Raw genomic sequence first — 24,495 nt, 5'->3', positions numbered from 1 at the left:
AGTTCAATATCTATCACTTCTTCACAAGCGATCCGGACGGCCATCGATTAGAGATTCAGAGATTTCTTGAAGAATAGTCCAAGCTGTTTCTTATCGGTCATGAATGGTAGAATTGTTTGAGAACTCCAGACAGGGTGATAGATTTGAGAAAAGTTACACTCTTTGTTATTTTGCTTTGTTCTCTCATTTCGATTGGTATAGAGTACTTGCCTGATGGCAAGGCATTCAGCGTTACTTCAGTTGCTGTCAGTTCCGACGGAGAGAAGTTGGTTTCGGGTTATATCGATAATACTGTCAAAGTTTGGAGTCTTCTAGATGGAAGGCTCTTAAACAACCTCTTACTGAACAGCGCTTGGGTTACTTCAGTAGCCGTTTCACCTGACGGAAAGATGGGAATTTCCGGTTATGATGATGGGATGATCATCGTATGGGATCTCAAGACTGGGAATAAGATCAAAGTCCTTAGCAGTCATACAAGTGCTGTGAATGACTTGATAGTAACAGATGATAGTAAAACACTATATTCATGCAGTTCTGATGCAACGGTGAAAGTTTGGTCGCTTTCTTCTCTCTCTTTCATAAGGACTCTAAGGGGCCACTCTGGACCGGTGCACTCGATAGTCGATTGGCCCGAACAGAATCGTCTTTACTCCGCTTCAGAGGATGGGACCCTAAGAATCTGGGATACTTCAACAGGTCAACAAGTAAAGGTTATCAGAGCCGAGGTTGGATCTCTCACTGCTGTCTCCATGGATCGGGAGAGGACGATTCTAATTCTGGGCTCCGAAGCCGGTCACTTGAAATCCTACGATGTAAAAACGTGGTCTCCACTTAAGACTTCAAGAGCCCACAACGCGCGAGTTACCAAGATACTAGTCGAAGATGCTGTGGTCTACACGGCTTCTTGTGACAGAACGATAAAACTTCTTTCTCTTCCGTCACTCAGCCTGGTAAATATGATTACGGGTCATAACTGGGACGTAACGGAGATTGTTCTGTCGAGTGATGGATATGCCCTATATTCTTCTTCCACAGACGGGACTATTAAGATATGGGATGTCGAAAAAGGCTCAGCAATAGGGACTCTTATAGGCTTTGGAGACGGAGAGTATTTCTCTTACAATGCTCTTGGAAATTGGGTTTCTTCTTCAAAGGCACTTGATCGAGTAAGCACAAATGAAGGAGCAAAACCATCGGAAGTAGCAAAGGAGATCAACTCGCTTCTTCTCCAACTTGACAAATTGCCAAAGATTTACGGCCCTTCGATTCAGAACATCACCATAGAGGAAGCCTTTGTCGGTTTTTCTGTCTCTCAATCCGTGACGCAAGTGACAGTAAATGGAGAGCAAGTCGTAATTGGAGCGGACAGGGAAGTTGTCTTTGAGCCAGATGGCGCCGGTGACTATATTATAAGAGCATACGATAGTTCGGGGCTCTATGACGAAAGAACTCTTACGGTGCGCTTTGAAGAGGTAGTAATGTACGTTGTCAAAGATATCGGAGTTTATCAAAGGGGTGACAGGGTTATCATAGATGATTCAAGAGAGACAGCCTTCCTAGTGAACGGCGAGTGGCTAGACAAGGACTCATTCTCCAGATCTGCTCCGGACGTTGAACCTCCCCTAATAGAAGGTGAAGGAGTGCAGAGAGTCTCGCTAGGGGAAACCAAGTATCTTGAGTTTTCCGTTTCGGATAACGCTACCGTAACTACCGTCGAAATCGTCTCACCAGATCTCACAGTCTCAACACTCGAAGTCAATTCTGCTTCAGAAGAAATAAAGACTGAAGTTCAAGGAACGGGTGTTTATACTGTTTATGCTTTTGACTGTGAAGGGAACAAGAGTGCCGCAATCTTTGCTATTGAAGCAGAAGCGAGAAGATTCTGGGTTTCCGAGGATCATGAGAGCCTCAGACAGGGCCAAGAGGTGCAGGCAACTGAAGAAGGCGAGAGTTGCTACTTTGTTACAGGTTTCGGATGGCTAGAGAAGATGTACCTCTCTGTGAATCCAGTTTCAACAGGGTATCCTGATATTTACGGCGATCCAGTCCAGTTTGCCGCTTCCGACAATGAAAGAATACTGACTTTCACGGTCAGAGATGACGTAAATGTGAAAGAGGTTGTCGTTTCTGGAAAGGCTTACCCGGTAAACGAAAGAGAAAGGGAAATGCATATTATTGTAAATGGATACGGAGAATACATTGTTACTGTTAATGACGTTGAAGGGAACTCTACTCAAGAGATTTTCACGCTTATGGCTCCTCCTAAGGATAAGAAAGCTTCGATTACATCCTGGGCTTGGTTAATCCCAATTTTGGCAATAACCATGGGTTTCCTTCTCAAGATTACACACTCCTCAAAGAAGAAGAGACGTAAGGTAAGACTTTGACATGAAAAGGATGCTTTTCATAATTTTGGTAAGCTCTGCTGCCCTGGCAGCCGTTCTTGGTCTCGGGCTGCTGAGACGACAGACACAAGATTTCGAGTTGCTTCAGACTGAAGCAATCAGGATCAAGTTCGGAGAACAGCTTTCGCTTTCACTTACAGATCTCGTGAAAAGTAACGGAAAAAGCCTCTCTTTTTCGGTGGTTGGCGGAAACGGTAAAATTGTTGACGATTTGCTTTTGATTGATTCAAGGCAACTCAACCTCCCCAAAGATAATGTTGAAATCGTTGTTCAATCGGATACCTTAACGGCAGTCATTCCGATTGAAGTCTTAATAGAGAACTCGCTTCAACCACCATTACTAAGAATAGATAACAAGAAGCTTCTTGAAGGCGAAACCCTCGAAATCGACTTGAGAGAGGTCACTATTTCAGAGTCCGGCAATGTGAAATACGAGTTGGTGAGTGGAGTAGGTTTCATAAAGGATTACAAATACAGTTTCACTGCTACATTTACCGAAGCCCCTTCAGCGCATAGAGTAACCATTAAAGCGATAGATGAGTTGAAACAGTGGCACTGTGAAACCTTCAGCATAATCATTTTGGACAAAAACCAATGGCCTCTAGAGCCTTTTTCTCCTTTTCCTGAAGATGGAATCGAAGACTTTTTCAGTGATCTCGTTCTTTCGTGGAAATGTGCTGACCCGGACGGCGACCCTCTGTCGTACGATCTGTTTTTTGGGAGTGCGGAGCTGGAAAAACTGGTCGAGAACGTAACGGAGAACCACTATTCGCTACCCCCTCTTGAAGACGGGGTGAGGTATTTCTGGCAGGTTATCGCAGATGACGGTAAGGGCGGTTCAGTAAAGAGTCCTATCTGGTCATTCTCAACAAAGACAATACCAGGCTTATTGTGGAAAAGGATTATGGGTAGCGAATCAAGGGATATCTTCACAAGGGTGAGGTCATTATCCGATGGAAGTTTGATTCTAGCAGGATCATCGGAAAGTTTCACACTAACTAATGCAACACCCGGCAGCCCTTCAAGAGATGGGTGGATTGTGCGACTAGATGGAAATGGGTACCTTGCCTGGCAGAAGAGATTCGATCTGGGTTGGACTGAGTTCAGTGATGTAATCGCTACTTCTGACGGCGGGTTTCTTGTTTCAGGTAGAGTGCATGGATCATCGGGAATGAAAATCGGAGAATCATCTACTCTAATTGCGATCAAACTTGACAGATTTGCCAATGAGAGTTGGAGGTTCCAGATCCACGGACCATTATGTGAAGCTGCTTCGGTGATAGAGTCTGAAGATGGATACTTTCTTTTGGGAACTAAGTCTTCACTTGATGGTATCAAAAGCGATGTGGTGCTCTTGAAGCTAGATAACTTTGGAAAAGAGGTTTGGCGGAAATCGTTTGGTGGCAGCTCTTTCGATAGGGCAGTAGCTTTTGATCTTGATCCTAACGGTGACATTGTTATTGTTGCAGAGACCACATCAGATGACGGAGACGCAGAGGGAAATTCAGGGAGTAAACTGACAGTTAATGGAATCACTATAGAATTCTCATCAACTCTTGTCCTGAAGGTTTCAAGAGAAGGAAACCTGATTTGGTCACGCGTGCTGGCAGAAGAAACCGAGGTTTCTCCTTCTTCTGTGAAGGTAGACCTTTCTGGCGACATCTTTATCAGTGGCTCTACTAACTCCACTAATGGGACCTTCTCTCACAGGCAGAGTCCAGATTATGATGGTTATGTTGTTAGGCTCTCAACCGAAGGAGAAGTCCTGTGGGCAAAAACATTCGGTGGTGACGGCAACGATGTAATAAGGGATTTCTATTTGACACCTTCCGGAGGAGTTCAGGCGGTGGGTTTCTCTGAGTCGAATGTCAGTTCGAATAGTCATGAGAGTTCATCGTTGAGAAAGACCGGGTTAACCCACAGCGATTTCTGGATTCTGCAGCTTGATAACAATGGAAGACTGCTTTGGCAAAGCTTCCTGGGCGGAGACATGGAAGATGTGGGTCTTTCGATCGCGAGTTGCGGCGATGGATTCGCTGTAGCGGGTTATTCGGCTTCCAATGATGGCGATGTGGGTTCCAATAAAGGAGAGTTTGATGCGGTTGTTTTCTATCTCCACTGATCAACAATAGAAGCTCCACTTCAGATTTTTCCTCTTTGCGATAAACGCGGCTGAAAAGCAATTGCTCAAGAGGGAATCCGAGCTTTCTCCATCTGCTGGGAACTGACAGACTCCTATCAACACCGAGGGCAATATCTCTGTATCGCCTATGAAAACAGGTCTCTCAAGACTTGAAACAAGTGAAGACACCATCGAAGAAACAGTGTACCTTTCACTGGAATCCATTGCGATTATGAAAACATCCTCCATAATTCTGAAGAGCCTTTCTTCAGATGATTCTTTGGCGAGCCTCCGGCTGAATCTGTGCAAAAACCCATCCGACGTCTTCTTTCCAAACATCGCAGTGATTTCTTTTATCCCAGAGAGGAAGATACAGATCACATGGAATGAGAAGCCTTCTTGTTTCGAAAGAAAAATCCTTTCGGTCAGGAAGGAATGCATGGAGCTCTCGTTTCCAAATCCCGAGAGTGGATCGGAAAAGGCCATATCTTTCAGCGCATTCATAAGACAACTGGATTCGTTGTCATCCCTAATGGAAATCAAGTAAGACAGCTCTTCCGATATACCCAAAGAAGAGATGCTAATTGTCAATGAAAAACCTCCACGATGGCCTTTATCTTCTAGCGAGAAGTACTCATAGGCTTCATGACCGTCCATAACTGCTCTGAATCTGCTGGTTGCCGGGCCATCCAGCAGAGAAAGAAAGCTTTGAAAATCGAATTCATCATTTCTTATGAAACTCATTTCACAGTAGTAAGCGGCAACTAGCCCTTCCCACCTTGTGTTTTTAACGACAATCTTACCCTTGATGGAAAGAATTGCCGAAGGTTCAGGGACTCCGCCAAGCAGACGTTCTGCGATCATCAAACTCTCATCTGCTTTCCTCTCTTTATTATTCATAAGCCTCCTTAAGCGCCCAGCTCAAACCAATTTTATCGGATGCAATCCCATGCCAGCATACAGTTGAAGAACTTCTTTTAGAAGTATAGAATTCACTTATGAAGACGATGATGCATTTCAGATTGGGTGAACTGAGCGATGCGGATTTCATTGCTCCGCTCATTTACGACACAGATCCCTCTCACTTCGAAAAGGCTTTTGGGAAAAGAGCTATAGATGGGATTGTGTGTCTTGCTTCAATGAATAGCCCGATAAACCACAGCCACATAACACTTTGTGCAATTAATGAGGAACCAGTTGCAATATTTGCTCTTTACTCTCCAGAAACAATGAATGAATTGGTTTCTGAAAAACCTGAGCTTAGGAATTTTCCTTTTGGTCCTTTCGGATTAAGACTATTCAAAGAGTATCGAGTCTTACAGAAAGCTATGAGCATGAGCATTCGTGCTTGTCAGAAATATCTGGGTATGATCTCCGTCAAAAGAGAATTCCGAAGTATGGGTTATGGGCGTGTGATTCTTGATTCTCTTGACAAAACAGGGTTTGAGGTTGTCCTTGATGTGTCTCGAAGAAACAGAAAGGCATTGTCTATATACGCTAAATGTGGTTTCAGGCCGGAAACCGAATTGCCTCCTGATTATCCACTAGAGAACAGTGTTCGGCTTAAAAGACCTAGTCTATCGATTCGCTAATCTAGCGCGTCATAACCTGTGTAGTACTAGAGAGAACACTTACAGTAAAAACAGCAACTTTCTAAGCACCTCATAATAGTTCTTTTCTTCGAAGGCTAGAGTTCTGTCATCTCTTTTGCTGACCCCAGGGAAGAAAGAGAGTTTGTGAGCCACTCTATGGTCAATATAAGCTATCTCCACGTTAAATTCTGCCGGCAATTCCAGAGGAACGGCTTCTTGTTTCCTAACTGCATTGTATACACCTTCCTCAATCAGCTTTAGTGCCTTTTCTGGATGAATGGAGTCGACCGAAGAACCGCTTCCTCTGTTTGTCGGGACCGTAATTATACCCTTCACTGATTCTTCAGCAATCTTTGAGACTCCTTCGTCGCCACTTACGAAGACTACAGGTACTTCATAGTAGGAAGCCGACATTGCGTTAATCAAGAATTCACTCATCAACTCACCGTTGATCTTCAGATAGTATATTTCTCCAGACATGGTATGAGAAAGAGGGTTCATACCCCTCCCGGAAGGCGAATGATATCCAGTAAACACAGCAGCTCCAAAACCCTCGTTTATGCCCTGCATCATCATCAAAGGATCTCTCGCCCATCCTCTAATAATCCGAACCTCTGAAGGCAGAGCAGAAGGATCGATGTTTCTCGCACTTCCGTGGGCATCTCTCACAACAATTTCCGAAGCTCCTGCCTTCAACGCCCCTTGTACCGCCGCCCTCACTTCAGCAGTCATCTGCTTGCTGAAGTATTCGTAGTCTTTGTGACCCTTTTTTGCTTCATCCCAGTCAACAATTCCAGCTGTTCCTTCAATATCGGCACTTATGTACACTTTCACAGTCGTTCCTCCTCGATTGACTTGTATAATATTCTCTTCAGTTGACCTTCAATGTTATCAAAAGCGCTCTTCATAACGCAGACCTCTCATAGTTTCTTTGCTCTTCCATATAGAAACAAAAGTAAGAGTCTGCATTTGCCTCAACGGGTTGAGAGGAGACTTAAAGCAACAAAAATATGAATAACCGAGCCCGATTCGCAGTCATCGGTATCAGCGCAAGTGAAAAAACGCTCACCTAATCATCGCATTCCTAGAGAGGTCATACAAGTCTTCAAGGTCTACTCGTATTAGCAGATCGAAAAAACCTTCTCTGGAACGAAGTTTTCAATAGCTTTGCAGATGCCACTCACTTCCTTCGAGTGAGATGATCATATTCACACTCATCAACTGCTTCCTTGGCAAGCTTATCCGCAATCTCGTTGAATGTGTTTCCGGTATGCGCCTTTACCTTCTCCCATTCGATTAGTATTCTATTCGACATATCGCGGGCAAGTTCTGAATACCTTCTCGTAAGATCGTTTTTCGCTTCCCATTCTCCTGTTAGCCAGCTTCTCAATCCTTCATAATCGTAATGAATAGTCGCCTTCTTGTAGCTCCTTTTCAGGCAGTAGGACAATCCTTCTATTACTGCTTCGATCTCTCCCACTACATTCCTCATTTCCGGGTTCTTCTTGGCACACCCCTTCATCTTCTTTTCAATTCGACCTTCAGTAACTACTACCACTCCGTATCCCGCAATGTTATCCTTGAAGCTCCCGTCAACAAAGACATGAGTTCCTTCATAGACTCTGCCATTGTATTCTTCCCAAAGAAACAGCAGTCGCTCCGCTAGTTCTTCCGGAAAACTTGAGGGCATAATCAGACGGATGTTACCTGACCGGTTAGTGTAAAGCTTGAAACCCTTGCCATTCTTCAATTCCACAAAGTACTCTCCAAGAGTACCCGTGGAATAGTTCAGTCCCTCATTCTTCAGAAACTCTGCAAATCCAGAAGCAGCAACTTTCAAATTGGCAGTCCACTTCCCAATTCTCATACTCTGTACAGCGCCTCGATAAAATCCAGAAAGAGTAGCGTAGAGTAGCCTCCGATTGCAATAAATGGGCCAAACGGAAGTTGAGCCTTTCTATCAAAGCGCCTTCCTTTTGCTGCAGCTGTAACTGCATAGACTATGAGAGCAGAGAAAGAAGCTATCATAATCGTGTAGAGAGATCCAATTATACCCGTTCCCAACGAAAGTGCAGCAAGTAACTCAACATCTCCGAAGCCAAAACTGTCCTTCCTGACGTGATTTGCAATAAGAAAGAATGCAACCATTGCACCTGTGACAAGAAGAGCGTGCAATATGTTCTCAGGGAACCTTCCTTCTATTGTTGACCAAGCGAAGGCACCGATTCCTACCATGATTACTCCCAAATCAGGAATCATATAATGATCTAGATCAATGAAAGAAGAGACAATCAGCCCCGTGGTCAAAACAGACAAGGCCGTTGCCATCGTAAGAGAGAAAACCAAAGCATTTATCGCATAGAGGGATGCTGTAAGAAGCTCAACAATGGGGTATCTTATAGAAATAGGTTTACCGCAGTACCTACATCTTCCCCCCAATAGAATATAGCTGATCAAAGGAATATTGTCTTTCCATGAGAGCTCATGTTTGCAGCCAGGGCAGATACTTCTTCTTGGTCTTACTATAGAGTATTCTTTGGAAGGAATCCTGAATATCAGAGCATTGGAGAAGCTCCCAAATATGAGCCCAAACACGAAAAATGCAGGAACTCTCAGAACTAGATTATTCCACACCGTCTTCTCTCTTCCTCAGTAAGATATTCGTCAAAAAGCTCCTTCTTTCCGTAGTAATACCATACCTGTTCACTTTCAAAGCCCTCAAGAAGGCGCTTTGCTTCAGAACACTTCCCTTTCTTCATGAAAGTAACCACAAGAAGCATCTTAAGTTCCGGCCTGTCGGGGTCATCATTCAGAAACTTCTTCGCAGATTCTTCGACTATGTCGAAATTCGAGTGTTTGAACTGTACCTTTGCCCAAGGCTCCATATCATTTATGTAGACTGGTCTTGCGCTAAGTACTTCTTCTTCCATCTTCTTCCTCATTTCGCTATTGCCCATTTTACCGTAAAGCTCTGCCATTTCTACTTTTGTAAGAATGCTGTCAGGATCTCTTTCAGAAAGGCTCTTGAGAACGTTCAAGGCTTCCTCCATGCGACCCGCATTTATGTAAGCATCGGTGAGCATGAAATATGTGACGAGGTGATCTGGCGACGAAGCGATTTCCTTCTCCCAGTACGCCGCAGCCTCATTGAACTCCCCTCTGTTATAAAAGGTTTGACCTAGAAAAGAGTACGCTGTAACTAATGAGGGGTCAATCTTCAAGGCTCGCTGCAGCCAGTTGATGCCTTCATCTTCGTTTCCAGATTCAAGAAAGATCGTTCCTTTGAGCTCGCAAACGGTTGCTTTGTCCACACTTGCTTCCAAAAGCATATCTAGAAACTGCTGAGCGCTTNNGCTTTCGTAATCGCCTCTATCTGCAATTGCTAGCACCTTGTCCTGAAAACCAGAGAATGTACCCCTGGGAAATGATTTTATTGTCAGGTCGGTCTCCCTGAGGTATTCCTTGAACTCCTCAAACTCGATTGGCGCGTAATTCTCAGGTGCGATTATATCATCGAACAAGTTGGCTAGATTCTTTATGCAAATGAGATCTCCTTCTATCTTGCTACCCTTCAAATCATCAATTGCAAGATAAATGTCTCCGTCGTATATTTGATCAAGAATAGCAATTGAAAACGGCAATGTCTCGGTTATTGCAAAAGTATTTTCCCCATACTTGAGGCGAATAATCTCCATGTGGCACCTCTTCTCTGAGTCTTTTGTAGAAAATATACCACGTTTGATCACTATAAGAGTGACTTTCTGAACATCAAGCATCTCTTGGTTGAAGTGAAAAGTAATGAGATAATACTTGTGAATGTCTTAATAGAACTTAAGGAGGCGCAATATGGGAAATGAAGAGTTGGCTATTTTGAAGTATGCTTTGGCCCGAGAGAGAGAGGGTGCAAAGTTCTATAGAGAAAGAGCCAGGGAAATTCACGTTCCGGAAGTTAGGGAATTGTTCGCTGAACTGGCGGAAATGGAAATGGATCACGTATCTTTCATCGCCGCAATGTTCGAAGGAGTCTCTAGAGGAGATGAAATCTCTTTCACAGAAATCGAAGATAGGGACACATTCTCTTCGAGGGAGGCTCTTGAGCTGAAAGGCATTTCTGTTGACTCCCTAGCTGGAGACTTATCCGCGCTTAGAATAGCTTATCTTATAGAGAAAGACTTCGAAGACTTCTATAATCAAAAATCAGAGGAATCTTCGAAAGCCGAAATCAAGAGATTATTCAGTACGCTCTCAAAATGGGAACAAAATCACAAGCAGGCTCTTCTCAGTCTCTATGAGTCTCTTATGAAGGAATACTGGAACACCCAAGGATTTGAGCCTCTGTACTAGTTTTTTCTCTTCTTCCCGTTGTGTTCCTTCGTTCTGGACTTGTTTGATGATGCGGTTTTCTTTTTGTTGTTTCTTGATTCCTTCTCTCTTGCTATGCTGAAATCTATCTCCATTGTAGTCTTGTCTGCCCTTATAACTTGAACTCTCAACTGATCACCGATTCTGAAAATCCTCTTACTCTTCCTTCCAACTAGAATGTTCTGGTTTTCTATGAAATCGTAATAATCATCTAGAGTCGAAATATGGATTAGACCTGATATCATCTTCTCCGTAAGCTCTACGAAAATCCCAAACTTCGTGACACCTGTTATAACGCCGTCAAAGGTGTCACCGATTCTGTTAGCGATATACTCGACCTTTTTCATGTCTAGCAAATCCCATTCAGCTTCATTCGCAACTCTCTCTCTCTTAGAAGCCCAAGAAGCAATTTTGGGAAGAACTTCTTCAAGATCCTTTGATTCCTCAATGAGGTCTGTCCCGGAGTTATTCACCAGTTTCTTCAGGAGCCTGTGCACAATTAAATCTGGATATCTTCTTATAGGCGAAGTGAAGTGAGTGTATGCTTCTGAGGCCAGCCCAAAATGCCCGATATTCCTACTGGAATATACCGCTCGCTTCATACCTCTTACAAGAACTCTCTCTATCGAAGTGTGGAGAGGATGATCCTTTGTCTTCTCAAGTATCTGTTGAAGAGCTTTAGGATGAACATTTCTAGGGATTTTTACCTTCATGCCAAGAGCTTCGAGATAGTTCTTCAATTGCATCATCGACTCAGGATCAGGCTCTTCATGAATCCTGTAAACAAATGGTAATCCTCTACTGTTGAAAATCTCGGCCACTGTCTCATTGGCCAGTATCATAAACTCTTCAATAATCCACTCAGAAATCCCGCGGGTTTGAGGCAGGATATCTGCTACTCTGCCTTCTTCATCAAAAATGATCTTGACTTCTCTCGAAGAAATGTCCATGACCGAGCCCCGTTTCTTTCTGAGATCTCTGATTTTCTGAGCCAACTCATGTGATAATCTCAAAGACTCGGCAACAGGCCTAAGCTTTTCCATCGTTTCGGCAGAGGCTTCTCCATTAAGAAATCCATTTACCTCCGAGTAAGTAAGTCTTCTCCTTGAATTGATCACGGAATTCCTAATCTCGGAGGCAACCACCCGTCCTCTCTGATCTACTTCAATCAAAAGAGAAAGAGTCAACCTGTCTTCTTCTGGTCTCAGCGAACAAATATCGTTTGACAACTCAAATGGGAGCATCGGAATAACCGTATCAAGCAAATACACAGACGTTCCTCTTGAATAGGCTTCGGAATCGATCTGCGTCCCTTCGCGAACATAGTATGAGACATCGGCTATGTGAATTCCCAACATATAATTCCCTTCGGAATTCCTTTTGAGAGAAATCGCATCGTCGAAGTCCATCGCATCATCGCCATCGATTGTGAATACCAGTTCACTCCGGAGATCCTCTCTTTCTTTTATCTCTCTCGAGCTAATCTTCCTTGACATCTTAGCGGCCTGAGTCTTAACTTCTTCGGGAAAATATCCGGGCTCCGGCAGACCCTGCTTGTATATGACCGTCAAGAGGTCTACCTCTGGACTTAGCGCATCTCCGAGAACTCGCTCTACTACTCCTTCTGGATTTCTCCCCGGTGACGGATATTTGGTAATTCTCACAAGAACTTTGTCGTCTGGTTTTGCTCCGTTGAATCCTTCTGGTGGAATGTAGAAGTCGCTCTTTATTCGGATGTCATCAGGTACTACGAAGGCCATCATTCCCCTTGTCTTGAAGGTACCTACTACCTTTTCCTTATTCCGTTTTATGACTTTGACTATCTTTCCTTTTCTTATCTCTCTGAATCTGCCGGTTATCTCTACGAAGACAGTGTCTCCATGAATTGAGAAGCCGGTATCCTCCGACGGTATGAAGATATCTTCTCCGTCTTCAATAGTTATAAAGGCTCCCATGTTCCTTCTAGCAAACTCTACTGTCCCTACTACCGTTTTCTCACCAGGAGAGATGTATCTTCCCTTGGAATCCTTAACGATTACCGATGAATCAACCAATTGCTGAAGATATTTCTTGAGCAATGCCCTGCTTTCATTATCGCTTAGCTCTAGCTTGGCAGCAAGACCTCTCAACGTAGTTGGTGAGTATTCCGGAGATGTCACATGTTCTCTCAATGTTTTCAAACTTAGCTTCATAAGCCTCTTCCCTCTCTGTCGTCAGACAAGATTGCGTCACTTCATGTTATAATTATACAGTCTATGCGTCAGCATTATTAGAACTTACAGGAGGTTAGTAATGCGAATTGGGATACTGACTGGCGGCGGGGACTGCCCAGGGTTGAATGCTGTTATTAGAGGAATTGTCAAATCTGCTCCAGAAAGCGTGGAAATAATCGGCTTGATGCACGGTTGGAAAGGGCTGGTCATCGGAGAAAGCATGAAGCTTACCGATAACGATGTTGAAGGAATTCACATCCTCGGCGGTACTATTCTCGGAACATCCAGGACAAACCCCTTTAAGTCGGAAGATATGAGAACCAAGATGGAGGAAAACATTAAGAAGTTGGGACTGGACGCAATTATCGGCATCGGTGGAGACGATACGTTAAGTGTCGCCGCAAAGCTTTCCTCTATGGGATACAAAACGATTGGGGTTCCAAAGACAATTGACAACGACGTTGCAAATACAGATTATACTTTCGGGTATCAGACGGCTGTTAATGTTGGAGCAGATGCTATTGACAGGCTGCATTCAACCGCGAAGTCTCACGGAAGGATAATCATCGTGGAGCTAATGGGGCGCGAAGCAGGATGGGTTACTCTAGAAGCAGGGATGGCTGCCGGGGCTCATCTTATACTTATTCCCGAATACCCGATGACAATAGATGAAATCCTTGACTATGTGAAGAACAGGATGGATCGCTATGGTTATATGATTGTTGCTGTTGCCGAAGGGTTCAAACCAACAGAACTTGAGAACGTTGTGGGCGATGAAAGTAAGATCGATGCTTTCGGGCATATCAAACTGGGAGGAATCGCCCATTATATGGCAAACATCATTTCTGAGAGGACCGGTTACGACACAAGATCAGTAGTTCTTGGACATCTTCTGAGAGGAGGTACTCCAACTGCTTTCGACCGAATTCTCGGAACTAGATATGGAGTTCATGCAATGGAGCTTGTTATGAAAGGTGATTTTGGAAGAATGGTTGCACTTAGGGGCAATGACATTATCTCTATACCTCTTGAGTATGGAATAGCCACGAAGAAGCTTGTGCCTTTTGAATACTACAAGTTGTCTCAGATCTTCTTCGACTGAGGGACAGAGTTGCCAAATTCCGAGCCTGTAAGAGTTGCAAAATATGCGCTGGAGGAATATTTGCAGCAGCGTTCGGTAATTCCTGTGCCCGAATGGGTTTCTGAGGAATTGACTGCCAGAAGGGCCGGATGTTTCGTATCAATCCATACTCGTGACGGCTCGCTTAGAGGGTGCATAGGAACGATATATCCCACCGAAGAAAACGTAGCTCTTGAGATAATAAACAATGCGATTTCAGCATCGACTAGAGATCCTCGGTTCTCACCAATTAGCGTGGGCGAATTGCCATGTCTGGATATATCGGTGGACATTCTGGGACTACCTGAGGAGACAACTGTTGCAGAACTAAATCCAAAGAAGTTTGGGGTTATTGTCACCCTCGGAAACAGAAAGGGTGTCCTTCTACCCGATCTGGAAGGCGTCGAAACTGTTCAGCAGCAGTTGAGAATAGCATTACGTAAAGCAGGTATCAGGGAATCCGAGGACTACAGGATATTCAGGTTCGCGGTTGAAAGGTATTACTGACAACGATAAGAGGTGGTTGTTTTGAAATCGGCCGTGTATTTTGACGAATATGGTGAAGAAGACGCTCTTCAGTGTCTCCTCTGTCCTATGCGTTGTGTAATTAAGCCAAATCAGGTTGGCTTCTGTGGTGTAAGGAAGAACGTTGACGGAATGCTGTATTCGCTGAATTACGGTCAGCTTACTTCGATAGCAATAGATCCAATCGAGAAGAAACCTCTGTACCATTTCTATCCGGGAGAGACAATACTGTCGGTAGGTTCGTGGGGGTGCAATCTTAAGTGCAATTTCTGTCAGAACTGGGAAATCTCCAAAGAGAGACCGAAAACAGTGAAGCGTGTGATGCCTCAGCAGCTGATTCAGATAGCCCTGGAAAGGGAGTCTAGGGGCATCGCATTCACGTATAATGAACCAATAGTCTCTTTCGAGTTCATTCTTGACACCTCGAGAGCGGCGGCAAAGGAAGGAATTTACAGTGTACTTGTTACAAACGGTGTGATTGAAGAGGAGCCAATGGATCTCCTTTCACAGTCGGTTAGAGCAATGAATATCGATTTAAAGGGTTGGAACGATGACTTCTACATTAATGAAATTGGCACAGAGAAGAGAAATGTTCTAAGATCAATAGAGACGGCAAAAAAGGTAGGAACGCATTTGGAATTGACAACATTAATAATTCCTGGTAAGAATGATTCCACTGAAGAAATGAGAGAAGAGGCAAAATGGATTTCAGAGCTTTCGAAAGACATTCCCCTCCATATAAACAGATATCATCCTAGCTACAAAAGTGAAATACCTCCTACTCCGCTTGAATCCTTGACAGTACTTGCAGAAGTAGCGAAGGAATATTTGAGATACGTGTACGTTGGAAATGTGAACCTTCCCGGTCTCTCCGATACTATTTGTCCTCGCTGCGGGAACCTGCTAATCGAGAGAAAAGGTATGCGGAGCTCAGTGGTTGGGATAGATGAAAAAGGAAGGTGCAACAAGTGCCAGGAAGAGATTCCTGTAGTCTCCTGAGAAGCCGAACTGTAGCCTATGCGTTGCTTTTTATCTCTGCGATGGTTCTGCTGATTTTCGTTTTCTTTCGACAGAAACCTGTTGAGTACTACGACAGAACCGAATACCTTCTTGGGACTTATGTTACCATTAGAGTTTCATCCTCGAAAATGTCTCCTGTTGCTCTGGCAGAAGCCGCCTTAAGCGAGATCAAGCGAATTGACGAGAAATTCGGTAGCCGAACCAACGGCATAATTGCCGAGCTAAACAGAAGTGGAGAGCTTCATGACATCGACAAAGAAACAAGTTTCCTTATTAAGTCCGCTCTTGAGATCTCGAGAAACACATCCGGTGCATTCGATCCTACACTTTATTCGCTAACCAGACTGTGGGGTTTTGACGATGAGTCTTCGTTGAGAAGAATTCCTTCAGAAGATGAAATCGAAGCCGCTCTACGTTCCACCGGATTCTCCAGGATCACGTTCGATGAGAAGACAGGATATGTCTCGCTGTCGGACGGTGCAATGATGGATCTTGGAGCGATTGCAAAGGGATACGCAGTAGATATGGCTATTGCGAAGATCAAAGCGCTCGACGAGGGAGCGACTGGCTTCATTGATGCTGGCGGAGATATTGGGGTAATTGGTCCGAAGTACGGAAGCAGGCCGTGGATAATCGGTGTGAGAGATCCGAGAGGGGAGAGTGTCCAAGACGTAATCGAGTATATCTATCTATATGATGGTGCAGTTGCTACTTCTGGGGACTATGAAAGGTTTTTTATGGAAGACAACGTACGTTACCACCACATTCTCGATCCAGAGACTGGATACCCATCCCGCAACGGAGTTATTAGCGCAACCGTTATTGGCAGAAGTGCCATGCTTGCAGATGCATATGCAACTGCCGCCTTTGTGATTGGGATGGAGCCGGGAGTAACATTCTTGCCGAGATTTGGAGCACTCGTTCTTCTCGTAATGGAAGATATGAGTACTTTTAAGTCGCCGGGTTTTGAAGTATATCAGGAGCGATGAAGTTATTCACAAAATACGACTTCGCGCTTGTTGTGTCACTGTTAGCAGTGATTGTGATTCTTTTGTTCCCAAGGGGAACCTCCGCTCATGTAGCTGAGATCTATTTTGAAGGGAATCTGATAAGAACGGTGAACCTTAAGGAAGACCAACGAGTTTATCTTGATGTTGGAATGCTAGTCAAAGTGGAAGGCGGAAGGATCTCAGTTGTGGATTCCGATTGCCCAGAAAAACTATGTGTTTCACAAGGCGCGATAGACAAGCCGAATATACCGATTGTATGCGTTCCAAACAAGATAATCATAAGAATTCCTTCAGGCATAAGCGACATCGATGTGATAACGCAGTGAGGCTTTTTTTCAAAGTGTCTAGGTGAAATCCCTTGTGCAACCGGCAAATTTGTCCGCAGAAAAATTTTGGCGCGGGCTTGTAACCTGGCGCGAAGATGGAGTAGTAATGGAGGCAAGAAGAGTAACCACACTATCGATGTTAATAGCGATAGGTTCTGTACTTTATCTTCTAGAAAGCCTCATACCTTTTCCTTTGCCAGTTCCAGGCGGAAGATGGGGCTTCTCAAATCTTGTCTTGATATTAGCTCTTTCAGGAATGCCATTCAAAGACGTTCTCGCCATTTCTATTGGGAAAACCTTCATAGGCAGCCTCTTAACAGGAAGACTTGCAACACCTGGATTCTTGATGGGGATTTCGGGAGCTTCTACATCGGCCTCAGTTATGTGGCTACTTAGCAGAACAGAGAAATTCGGCTTGATAGGAATCAGCCTTGTCGGTGCTTCTGTCAACAATTTCACTCAATTGCTGGTTGCTTCAACGTTAGTTGTGAAAAGCTTTGAGATCGTTTTTCTTTACCCTTATATGTTACTTCTTGGATCGATATCGGCAGTAATCAATGCTTATATTGCATTTGAAGTCATTCGAAGGATTGGTGATACTCTTTGGCAAGACTGATATTAGGTTCATCTTCTCCCAGAAGAAAGGAGCTCTTTCGGCTACTAAGAATCCCCTTTGAGATCGTCCCTCCCGAAGGAGTTGAAGAGAATCTCTCTGAGAGATACTCCGAAGCTGAGCTTTCGGAGCTATCTCACAGAAAGGCCCAAAACGTCTATCTCAGACGTCCCAATTCAATAGTTGTGGGAGCAGATACAGTAGTTGTGTTAGATGGATTTGTACTTGGAAAACCAAGTTCTGTTGATGAGGCATTCAGGATGCTTTCGTCCCTTACAGGAAAAACTCACTCAGTATACACATCACTGTCAGTAGTTTCCGAGAAAATCGCCTTCGAGTTTATTGAAGAGACCGAAGTCACTTTCAGAGAAGTACCTGAGAGAGTTTTGCGAGAGTATGCGGAAAGCGGCATCGCTCTGGACAAAGCCGGCGCATACGGAATACAGGATTACGGAGCACTCTTCGTAAAATGCATTACAGGAGACTTTTACAATGTGATGGGATTACCAGTTGGAAGGCTATGGCAGGAGCTTCATTCGCGGGGGGTAGAATAAAATGGACACCCAACTGATGCCAAGGGAGAAACTGATAGAATACGGTGCCGGCTCTCTCACCAATAGTGAGCTAATAGCAATTCTGCTGAGAACAGGGAGCAAAGGCAAAGGTGTACTTGAGATGAGTGAAGAGCTTCTCAACTACTATGGTTCGTTGACTGCGCTTCTTTCTGCTGAGGTATCTGAACTCATGAATATCAAAGGGCTCGGCACAGCAAAAGCCGTGTGTCTGAAAGCCTCTCTTGAACTAGGGCAGAGAATCTTCAGAGAAATGTCAGAAAATACAAGGGTACGTCTTGACGAACCGGAGGGTGTCTACTGTCTTTGCCATGATATGGCCTTCATGGATAGGGAGACAGTAAGAGTGATTTCTTTAGATACCAAACTGAACTACAGAGGTCTCAACACTGTGAGCATAGGAATTCTGGATTCTTCCCTTCTTCATCCCAGAGAGGTCTACAAACCCGCCATCAGCAGAACTGCCGCAGCAATAATCCTCGTCCATAATCACCCCTCCGGTGATCCATCTCCCAGCAAAGAGGACGAAGGCATTACCTCTAGGATTAGAAACGCTGGAGAAACTCTCGGAATTAAGATGCTGGATCACGTTATAATAGGAAGCGGCAGATACTATAGTTTTGCAGCAGGAAAGGTCTTCACAGCGGAGGTGGCGCATAATGATTTCGAGAGAAGAGGCAATGCTTCTTATAAGAGACAACATACATTCAAAGAATCTAATTAAGCACGTACTTGCTACTGAGGCGGTAATGAAAGCTCTGGCTGAAAAGCTGGAACAGGACAGAGATGTTTGGGCCATGGCAGGGCTTCTCCATGATCTTGACTACGAATTCACAAAGGATAATTTCAATGAACACGGTAACAAGACCGTGCAGATGCTTGAAGGAAAGGATCTTCCCAACGAAGTGAAAGATGCTATTCTAGCGCACTGTGATAAGAAGGAGAGGGAGTCACTTATTGAGAGAGCCATTTATGCAGCCGACCCTGTGACAGGGTTCATAGTAGCTGCCGTCCTTATCAGAAAAGGAACCCAACTTGTCGATACTGATGTCGAATTCCTCTTGAACAGATTCAAGGAGAAGTCGTTTGCTAAGGGCGCAAGCAGGGAGCAAATGGCAAGTTGTTCAGAATTTGGAATTTCTCTTTCGGAGTTTCTCTCTCTTTCCTTAAGAGCTATGCAGGGAATTTCAAATGATTTGGAGCTTTGAGATTTCAAAAAGAGTGAGAGAAGGAAAGGTGATGCGATGATTGAAGAATCAGTTAGGAACGAAATAAGGAGATACAAGGAAGAATACTCTCCTGTTGTTAGAGAACTGCCCGATAAACTAAATGTCTCGAGATTCATCGACCATACTCTTCTGAAGGCCGACGCAACACCAGAAATGGTAAAAAAGCTTTGTGAAGAAGCTATGCGTTATGAGTTCTGGAGTGTCTGTGTGAATAGCGGATACATTCCTTTGGCAAGTAAGTTGCTCGCAGAAAGTGATGTAAAAAAGACGGTTGTTGTGGGATTTCCTTTGGGACAGATGTCAAGTGAAGCAAAAGTTTTCGAAGCTTCATGGGCCTCTGACAATGGGGCAGACGAGTTTGACATGGTGATCAACGTGGGCCTTCTAAAGGCTGGAGAGTACGAAACCGTTTTTGATGACATAGTTAAAGTGGTAGAATCGGCTCATGGAAAACCTGTTAAGGTGATTTTGGAAACTTGTTTGTTGACCGTAGAAGAGAAGATCGCTGGCTGCGTTATTTCGAGAGAGGCAGGTTCCGCTTTCGTGAAGACTTCTACCGGTTTTTCCTCAGGTGGAGCAACCATAGAAGATGTTTCGCTTATGAAATTTGTGGTCGGTGACAAATGCAGAGTAAAGGCCTCCGGAGGTGTCAAGTCAAGAGAAGATGCTCTCAAAATGATAGTCGCCGGCGCAAACAGGATAGGTACAAGTTCTGGTATAAAGATAGTGACTGGAGAATCAAATGATAATCGGGGGGGTTATTAAAATGGATTTCTGCACACTACCAGTTAAAGACTTCTTGAAGAAAGTTGCTGAGAAATCTGCAACTCCAGGAGGCGGAGCAGTAGGTGCGGTCGTAGCTGCTCTCGCAGCGTCATTAGGGTCTATGGTTGCGAACTTGACTATTGGCAAGAAGGGATACGAAGATGTCGAAGGTCATATGGAGTCCGCTTTAGAAGTCTTTGAGTCAGAAAGCAACTACCTATGTGATCTGATGAACCGCGATATCCAGGCGTTCGACCAGGTGATGTCAGCCTATAAGATGTCAAAGGCCACAGATGATGAAAAGAATAGCAGGGAAATGAAGGTTCAGCAGGCTTTGAAAACAGCAATAGAAGTGCCTTTTGATCTCGCCAGACGCTGCAAGAATATCATTTTCAACGTCGAACGACTTGCCAAGTGGGGGAACTCAAATGTGCTTTCGGACGCAGAGAGTGCCGCTCACCTTCTTCATGCGGTTTACAAAATAGCTAAAGCCAACGTAATGATAAACATGAAATCTCTTAAAGACCCTGATTATGGCTCGTGGATAAATGAAGAAATGAAGCAGTTGGAAAAACAGATAAACGCTTCCTACGAGAAAATCATCGAGATAATCGGGAAGCGAAATGGTTGAGCTGAGCATCAGAGCATCTAGCACCGAATCAAAGGCAAGAACCGGCATTATTAGTACTCCTCACGGAGAGTTTGATACGCCAGTGTTTATGCCGGTTGGGACCAATGGAACAGTTAAGGGAATATGGCAAGACCAGCTCCAAGAACTCGAAGCAAGAATAATACTTGGCAACGCTTTTCATTTGTTCTTGCGCCCGGGGCTCGATATTCTACGAGATTTCGGTGGACTTCACAAGTTCATGTCTTGGGGTCATTCAATCCTAACGGATAGCGGGGGGTTCCAGGTTTTCTCGCTAAAAGACAAAATGGTGAGCGATGAAGGAGTTAAGTTTCGTTCACCACTTGATGGGAGGAGTCTTTTCGTTACTCCAGAGCTTTCGATGGAGATACAAGAAGCTGTTGGATCGGACATTGCAATGGCCTTTGATGAGTGTACTGAACCAAGTGCAACAAAGGAATACATAAGGAATTCCGTGAATAGAACAACGGCTTGGGCAAAGAGGTTTTTGATCGCACATAGAAGGAACAGTAAGCAGTCCTTTTTCGGTGTGGTTCAGGGAGGGTTCTTCAACGACTTAAGAGAAGAAAGCGCTTCTCAAATAACCGCCATGGATTTTGACGGGTTTGCACTAGGCGGGTTGAGCGTCGGAGAGGATTTTGAGACTACCGAGAGGGTGCTTTCAAGCTCTGTCGAGTTACTACCGGAGGATCGGCCTAGATATCTAATGGGAGTCGGGACACCCGAACTGATAATGGTTGCTGTCGAAAACGGCGTTGACATGTTCGACAGTGTTCTCCCCACAAGGCTAGGAAGGCACGGGGCAGCTCTCACATCTCGGGGAAGAGTTAACCTGAAATCGGCGAGAAACAAGTTGGACAGATCTCCTGTTGATCCATTTTGTCAATGCAAAGTCTGTTCAACATACAGTAAGGCGTACATTCATCACCTTTTTACGAGGGATGAGATACTTGGAAAGACTCTGTTGAGTTACCATAACATCAGCTTTCTTATGCAGTTCGTGAAGAAGATCCGAGAGGCTATACTTGAAGATAGACTGGCTGAATTCAAAAACTACTGCCTAGAAACCGGCCTTATTCAAGCAGTTAATCCAAAGACTTCTGAAGAACGTATGGGGTGATAAGATGAAGAAGCTCTTGATTTTAGTGGTCGTATCTCTTGGTGTGGTTACTGCGGCATTGAATCCATTCTCGCTTCAAACAGGAGGAAATGGCATACTGGCAAAAGGGTATAGTTCGGGATTTGGAAGTCCATCAGATCTCTATGGAGTACTCAATTCAGCATTTTCATCGAGCTTTGTTGAACTCACCACAACCGCTTCCCCTTCATCGAATGAGCGTGGGCTATATGTTCAGTTATTTGAGGACTCCGATGACGGAATGGCTGGAATGCTTCAGTACTATATGGATATTGGCAAAACGTCAAGTATTAGGTCGCTCAGCTACATGATATCTGGCGAACTTGGGCCCCTAACTGCCTATGGCGTAGATCTACAAATAAACATGTCCACCGCAACAACAACAAACTACGGTGTCGCAATCAAGGGTGGTATTACTGGAAAGGCTTACGAGATCCTGGACTACGTAGTAGCCTTCAGTAGTTCTATTTGGAATAGCGGTTCATCCGCAAATTCGATCGATCTTCTGGCAGGAATACGATTTGTTCCTGACCCTTTCATGATAGGACTTGAATTGGGAACAAGAGAGGGATTGGAAATCAAGTATTTGGGCCTTTCGACACAGTACACATACAACAGTCTTTTTTCGGCTCGAGCAGGAGTCTCAATGAACGCGGATCTTCTCGGAAACATGGATTTTCTTGTCGGAGGAGGAATCGAGGTTAGGGTTGGAGACATGCTTATTACATCCGGAATTGGTACTAACCTCACTAATAAGATCGAATCTATTAGTTTCGAGAGAACCTGGAGTGTGGGGCTTCTTGGCCGGTGGTGATTCTTTATTTACTAATCCTTAGTACCTAGCGTTTTCCGAGGTGATAGAATCCATTTACCCGTATAATCCCGCGAATCGGCGCGGGAGTTTCTACAGAAGGCCATAACCTTCTTTCTACGGCGTGCATTAATACTACCCCGCCTGGGGGTTTTTTCTTTCGGAGGCAAAATGGACAGGATTATTGTTCTAGACTACGGATCTCAATACACGCTCCTTCTCGCTCGACGAATACGAGAAATCGGTGTTCTTTGCACCGTAACAACTCCGGACTGCTTCACATTCGACAACAGCATAAGAGGCGTTGTTCTTTCTGGCGGCCCGCAAAGCGTCTATGAAGAAGGCTCTGCTGATTTCCCTGAACAACTACATGAACTCTCCGTGCCTATCCTCGGAATATGCTACGGAATGCACCTGCTGGCAAAACGAATGGGAGGGTTTGTCTCACGCGGAATTCGTGGCGAGTACGGCCTCACTGCGATATCTGTCGACACTAATCATCTTCGTGGAATCCCTAGTGAGATAGAAGTTTGGATGAGTCATGGAGACGAAGTAACAAGTCTACCTGAGAGTTGTTCAGTCATTGCCCGAAGCAGAAATGGAACGATTGCCGGATTCACGAACGGTAGAGACTTGGCCTTTCAATTTCATCCAGAGGTTCATCAAACTCAATATGGAAAGGAGTTGATAGAAAGGTTTGTACTTGGCATATGCGGAGCTTCTCGGGACTGGAAGATCTCTGATTTCGCGAATGAGAAGATTGCAGAGATCCGAAGAACCGTTGAAGGGAAAAAGGTTGTTGGCGGGCTTTCTGGAGGGGTTGATTCGACTGTAGCTGCAGCATTGACAACCAGAGCAATAGGCGACGACTTCATCGGAATCTTCGTAAATCATGGCTTGATGAGAAAGAACGAGGAACTTGAAGTCCCAGGAACTCTGAAGAGTCTCGGTATGAACGTTATAACTGTTGATGCGTCCCAAGAGTTTTTCTTTGCACTAAAAGGGATTGTTGATCCCGAGGACAAGAGAAGAGCGATAGGAGAGACATTCGTCAAGGTCTTCGAAAGAGAAGCAAATAAACTGAGGGCAGACTTTCTTCTACAGGGAACGATCTACTCGGATGTCATTGAATCCGGCGCATCCTCCAGAAGTGCGGAGAAAATCAAGAGTCACCACAATGTTGGTGGTCTGCCTGAGAATATGAAACTGACGCTCCTCGAGCCAATAAGAGAACTCTTCAAAGATGAAGTAAGGAATCTTGGTAGATCTCTCGGCATAGATGAAACCCTGATTAACAGACAACCCTTTCCTGGACCCGGCCTAGGGGTGAGGATAATCGGCGAAGTAACAGCCGAAAGGGCAAGAATACTAAAGGAAGTTGACTCTATCTTTCTCGAAGTGCTTACGGAATCGGGCGAAATAGAAAGGATCTGGCAGTCCTTTGCGGTGCTGCTCTCAATTTCAAGCGTCGGGGTTAAAGGTGACAAGAGATCATATGGTTTCGTAGTTGCACTTAGAGCCGTAGATAGCCATGAAGGCATGACTGCTTCCTGGCATGCGCTTCCTCATAACCTTCTTAGAGAAGTCTCTTCAAGGATTACGTCTCGGGTGAAGGAAGTCGGAAGGGTCGTTTTCGACATAACTGACAAACCTCCTGCAACCATCGAATGGGAGTGAGAAGAAGACGGTAACCCAGCCGGATAGCTATTCAGAAAACCAGAGGTGCTCAAAGGACCCTCATTGAGGCAGGTTTGCTTTCCAGTTTTTCTTACGAGAAAGCGCTTTCTGCTCTTTCAATGACCGAATAGATATCCGGGAACAGAAAGATAAGATCGTAAAAAAAAAAAGAAGACGCCTTCAGGCGTCTTCCTGGAGCGGAAGACGGGGTTCGAACCCGCGACCCCCTGCTTGGCAAGCAGGTGCTCTACCACTGAGCTACATCCGCATGAAGAAAATCATTCTCTGGTGCGAGAGGAGGGACTTGAACCCTCACAGGTCTCCCCACTGGATCCTAAGTCCAGCG

General features: G+C 44.7%; 23 protein-coding genes, 1 tRNA gene, 1 pseudogene and 1 riboswitch. Of the genes and pseudogenes, 18 read left to right on the top strand and 7 right to left on the bottom strand.

Going from position 1 to position 24,495, the window contains the following annotated elements; genetic code table 11:
* The first annotated feature begins 143 nt into the window (after positions 1 to 143).
* Positions 144 to 2,387, top strand: a complete 2,244-nt coding sequence (locus B3N33_RS10255; protein WP_292593240.1) for a WD40 repeat domain-containing protein — start codon at positions 144 to 146, stop codon at positions 2,385 to 2,387.
* A gap of 1 nt (position 2,388) precedes the next feature.
* Positions 2,389 to 4,527 (top strand): hypothetical protein, encoded by a 2,139-nt coding sequence (locus B3N33_RS10250; RefSeq protein ID WP_292593238.1) that lies wholly within the window; start codon positions 2,389 to 2,391, stop codon positions 4,525 to 4,527.
* Here the strand turns inward: B3N33_RS10250 and B3N33_RS10245 are convergent, their stop codons facing one another.
* Positions 4,528 to 5,427, bottom strand: a complete 900-nt coding sequence (locus B3N33_RS10245) for a GGDEF domain-containing protein (RefSeq protein WP_292590377.1) — start codon at positions 5,425 to 5,427, stop codon at positions 4,528 to 4,530.
* Positions 5,428 to 5,537: 110 nt separating this feature from the next.
* On the opposite strand from B3N33_RS10245, the gene B3N33_RS10240 reads away from it, so the two are divergent.
* A complete protein-coding gene (locus tag B3N33_RS10240) occupies positions 5,538 to 6,119 on the top strand; it encodes a GNAT family N-acetyltransferase (RefSeq protein WP_292593236.1) in 582 nt (193 codons plus the stop codon).
* Positions 6,120 to 6,158: 39 nt separating this feature from the next.
* Here B3N33_RS10240 and B3N33_RS10235 read toward each other — a convergent pair whose 3' ends face one another.
* The 4 genes from B3N33_RS10235 to B3N33_RS10220 all read right to left on the bottom strand — a co-directional run bounded on the left by B3N33_RS10235 (position 6,159) and on the right by B3N33_RS10220 (position 9,448).
* Complete coding sequence (locus B3N33_RS10235) at positions 6,159 to 6,953, bottom strand: M55 family metallopeptidase (RefSeq protein ID WP_292590375.1); 795 nt, start codon at positions 6,951 to 6,953, stop codon at positions 6,159 to 6,161.
* Between the two features lie 346 nt (positions 6,954 to 7,299).
* The gene (locus B3N33_RS10230; RefSeq protein ID WP_292590374.1) at positions 7,300 to 7,986 is read right to left on the bottom strand and encodes an RNase H family protein; all 687 of its coding nucleotides are present in this window, start codon (positions 7,984 to 7,986) and stop codon (positions 7,300 to 7,302) included.
* Entirely contained in the window at positions 7,983 to 8,753 is a 771-nt protein-coding gene (locus tag B3N33_RS10225; protein ID WP_292590373.1) for a prepilin peptidase, read from the bottom strand. Before B3N33_RS10225 ends, B3N33_RS10230 begins: the two co-directional genes overlap by 4 nt.
* Positions 8,738 to 9,448, bottom strand: coding sequence for a tetratricopeptide repeat protein (locus tag B3N33_RS10220; protein WP_422655907.1), 711 nt, complete (start codon positions 9,446 to 9,448; stop codon positions 8,738 to 8,740). Before B3N33_RS10220 ends, B3N33_RS10225 begins: the two co-directional genes overlap by 16 nt.
* 517 nt (positions 9,449 to 9,965) lie before the next feature.
* Between B3N33_RS10220 and B3N33_RS10215 the strand changes: the two genes are divergently transcribed.
* The gene (locus B3N33_RS10215; RefSeq protein ID WP_099828814.1) at positions 9,966 to 10,463 is read left to right on the top strand and encodes a ferritin-like domain-containing protein; all 498 of its coding nucleotides are present in this window, start codon (positions 9,966 to 9,968) and stop codon (positions 10,461 to 10,463) included.
* Here the strand turns inward: B3N33_RS10215 and rnr are convergent.
* Positions 10,460 to 12,673: a ribonuclease R gene (gene rnr, locus B3N33_RS10210; protein ID WP_292590371.1), complete on the bottom strand. Its 2,214-nt coding sequence runs from the start codon at positions 12,671 to 12,673 to the stop codon at positions 10,460 to 10,462. The genes B3N33_RS10215 and rnr overlap by 4 nt on opposite strands.
* 100 nt (positions 12,674 to 12,773) lie before the next feature.
* On the opposite strand from rnr, the gene B3N33_RS10205 reads away from it, so the two are divergent.
* From B3N33_RS10205 to guaA, 14 genes and pseudogenes are all read left to right on the top strand, one after another.
* Positions 12,774 to 13,796: a 6-phosphofructokinase gene (locus tag B3N33_RS10205; RefSeq protein WP_214061105.1), complete on the top strand. Its 1,023-nt coding sequence runs from the start codon at positions 12,774 to 12,776 to the stop codon at positions 13,794 to 13,796.
* A gap of 9 nt (positions 13,797 to 13,805) precedes the next feature.
* Positions 13,806 to 14,321: an AmmeMemoRadiSam system protein A gene (gene amrA / locus B3N33_RS10200; protein WP_292590369.1), complete on the top strand. Its 516-nt coding sequence runs from the start codon at positions 13,806 to 13,808 to the stop codon at positions 14,319 to 14,321.
* Between the two features lie 21 nt (positions 14,322 to 14,342).
* Positions 14,343 to 15,338 carry an AmmeMemoRadiSam system radical SAM enzyme gene (gene amrS / locus B3N33_RS10195; protein WP_214061103.1) on the top strand — a complete coding sequence of 332 codons (996 nt, stop codon included), beginning with the start codon at positions 14,343 to 14,345 and terminating at the stop codon, positions 15,336 to 15,338.
* Positions 15,308 to 16,348, top strand: a complete 1,041-nt coding sequence (locus B3N33_RS10190; RefSeq protein ID WP_214061102.1) for an FAD:protein FMN transferase — start codon at positions 15,308 to 15,310, stop codon at positions 16,346 to 16,348. Before amrS ends, B3N33_RS10190 begins: the two co-directional genes overlap by 31 nt.
* The gene (locus B3N33_RS10185) at positions 16,345 to 16,695 is read left to right on the top strand and encodes a NusG domain II-containing protein (protein ID WP_214061101.1); all 351 of its coding nucleotides are present in this window, start codon (positions 16,345 to 16,347) and stop codon (positions 16,693 to 16,695) included. The genes B3N33_RS10190 and B3N33_RS10185 overlap by 4 nt, the downstream gene beginning before the upstream one ends.
* Positions 16,696 to 16,801: 106 nt before the next feature.
* Positions 16,802 to 17,311, top strand: coding sequence for a Gx transporter family protein (locus tag B3N33_RS10180; protein ID WP_214061100.1), 510 nt, complete (start codon positions 16,802 to 16,804; stop codon positions 17,309 to 17,311).
* Positions 17,299 to 17,862, top strand: coding sequence for a Maf family protein (locus tag B3N33_RS10175; RefSeq protein WP_292590367.1), 564 nt, complete (start codon positions 17,299 to 17,301; stop codon positions 17,860 to 17,862). Before B3N33_RS10180 ends, B3N33_RS10175 begins: the two co-directional genes overlap by 13 nt.
* 1 nt (position 17,863) lies before the next feature.
* Positions 17,864 to 18,499: pseudogene (gene radC, locus B3N33_RS10170) on the top strand (RadC family protein); the annotation flags it as partial.
* Positions 18,500 to 18,539: 40 nt separating this feature from the next.
* Positions 18,540 to 19,088: an HDIG domain-containing metalloprotein gene (locus B3N33_RS10165; protein WP_292593232.1), complete on the top strand. Its 549-nt coding sequence runs from the start codon at positions 18,540 to 18,542 to the stop codon at positions 19,086 to 19,088.
* A gap of 36 nt (positions 19,089 to 19,124) precedes the next feature.
* The gene (deoC, locus tag B3N33_RS10160) at positions 19,125 to 19,874 is read left to right on the top strand and encodes a deoxyribose-phosphate aldolase (protein ID WP_214061096.1); all 750 of its coding nucleotides are present in this window, start codon (positions 19,125 to 19,127) and stop codon (positions 19,872 to 19,874) included.
* Position 19,875: 1 nt separating this feature from the next.
* The gene (locus tag B3N33_RS10155; RefSeq protein ID WP_214061095.1) at positions 19,876 to 20,505 is read left to right on the top strand and encodes a cyclodeaminase/cyclohydrolase family protein; all 630 of its coding nucleotides are present in this window, start codon (positions 19,876 to 19,878) and stop codon (positions 20,503 to 20,505) included.
* The gene (gene tgt, locus B3N33_RS10150; RefSeq protein ID WP_214079222.1) at positions 20,498 to 21,643 is read left to right on the top strand and encodes a tRNA guanosine(34) transglycosylase Tgt; all 1,146 of its coding nucleotides are present in this window, start codon (positions 20,498 to 20,500) and stop codon (positions 21,641 to 21,643) included. The genes B3N33_RS10155 and tgt overlap by 8 nt, the downstream gene beginning before the upstream one ends.
* A 4-nt stretch (positions 21,644 to 21,647) precedes the next feature.
* Complete coding sequence (locus B3N33_RS10145; RefSeq protein WP_292590364.1) at positions 21,648 to 22,475, top strand: hypothetical protein; 828 nt, start codon at positions 21,648 to 21,650, stop codon at positions 22,473 to 22,475.
* Positions 22,476 to 22,513: 38 nt separating this feature from the next.
* A riboswitch (purine riboswitch) is annotated at positions 22,514 to 22,612 on the top strand.
* Positions 22,613 to 22,643: 31 nt separating this feature from the next.
* On the top strand, positions 22,644 to 24,149 hold the full coding sequence (gene guaA, locus B3N33_RS10140; protein WP_292590363.1) for a glutamine-hydrolyzing GMP synthase: 1,506 nt from the start codon (positions 22,644 to 22,646) through the stop codon (positions 24,147 to 24,149).
* A 193-nt stretch (positions 24,150 to 24,342) separates the two neighbouring features.
* Here guaA and B3N33_RS10135 read toward each other — a convergent pair.
* Positions 24,343 to 24,417 (bottom strand) — tRNA-Gly (locus tag B3N33_RS10135).
* Positions 24,418 to 24,495 lie beyond the last annotated feature (78 nt).

The organism is Mesotoga sp. UBA5825 (assembly GCF_002432955.1).
GTDB lineage: Bacteria > Thermotogota > Thermotogae > Petrotogales > Kosmotogaceae > Mesotoga.
This window is presented reverse-complemented; position numbering and strand designations above follow the sequence as displayed.

Excerpts from the sequence above, each read along its gene's own strand:
- B3N33_RS10215 (WP_099828814.1), top strand. The coding sequence starts at position 9,966 with ATGGGAAATGAAGAGTTGGCTATTTTGAAGTATGCTTTGGCCCGAGAG.
- B3N33_RS10245 (WP_292590377.1), bottom strand. The coding sequence starts at position 5,427 with ATGAATAATAAAGAGAGGAAAGCAGATGAGAGTTTGATGATCGCAGAA.
- B3N33_RS10205 (WP_214061105.1), top strand. The coding sequence starts at position 12,774 with ATGCGAATTGGGATACTGACTGGCGGCGGGGACTGCCCAGGGTTGAAT.
- B3N33_RS10240 (WP_292593236.1), top strand. The coding sequence starts at position 5,538 with ATGCATTTCAGATTGGGTGAACTGAGCGATGCGGATTTCATTGCTCCG.
- rnr (WP_292590371.1), bottom strand. The coding sequence starts at position 12,673 with ATGAAGCTAAGTTTGAAAACATTGAGAGAACATGTGACATCTCCGGAA.
- B3N33_RS10250 (WP_292593238.1), top strand. The coding sequence starts at position 2,389 with ATGAAAAGGATGCTTTTCATAATTTTGGTAAGCTCTGCTGCCCTGGCA.
- B3N33_RS10145 (WP_292590364.1), top strand. The coding sequence starts at position 21,648 with ATGAAGAAGCTCTTGATTTTAGTGGTCGTATCTCTTGGTGTGGTTACT.
- B3N33_RS10155 (WP_214061095.1), top strand. The coding sequence starts at position 19,876 with ATGGATTTCTGCACACTACCAGTTAAAGACTTCTTGAAGAAAGTTGCT.
- B3N33_RS10185 (WP_214061101.1), top strand. The coding sequence starts at position 16,345 with ATGAAGTTATTCACAAAATACGACTTCGCGCTTGTTGTGTCACTGTTA.
- B3N33_RS10220 (WP_422655907.1), bottom strand. The coding sequence starts at position 9,448 with ATGCTTTTGGAAGCAAGTGTGGACAAAGCAACCGTTTGCGAGCTCAAA.
- B3N33_RS10165 (WP_292593232.1), top strand. The coding sequence starts at position 18,540 with ATGATTTCGAGAGAAGAGGCAATGCTTCTTATAAGAGACAACATACAT.
- B3N33_RS10180 (WP_214061100.1), top strand. The coding sequence starts at position 16,802 with ATGGAGGCAAGAAGAGTAACCACACTATCGATGTTAATAGCGATAGGT.
- deoC (WP_214061096.1), top strand. The coding sequence starts at position 19,125 with ATGATTGAAGAATCAGTTAGGAACGAAATAAGGAGATACAAGGAAGAA.
- guaA (WP_292590363.1), top strand. The coding sequence starts at position 22,644 with ATGGACAGGATTATTGTTCTAGACTACGGATCTCAATACACGCTCCTT.
- B3N33_RS10230 (WP_292590374.1), bottom strand. The coding sequence starts at position 7,986 with ATGAGAATTGGGAAGTGGACTGCCAATTTGAAAGTTGCTGCTTCTGGA.
- tgt (WP_214079222.1), top strand. The coding sequence starts at position 20,498 with ATGGTTGAGCTGAGCATCAGAGCATCTAGCACCGAATCAAAGGCAAGA.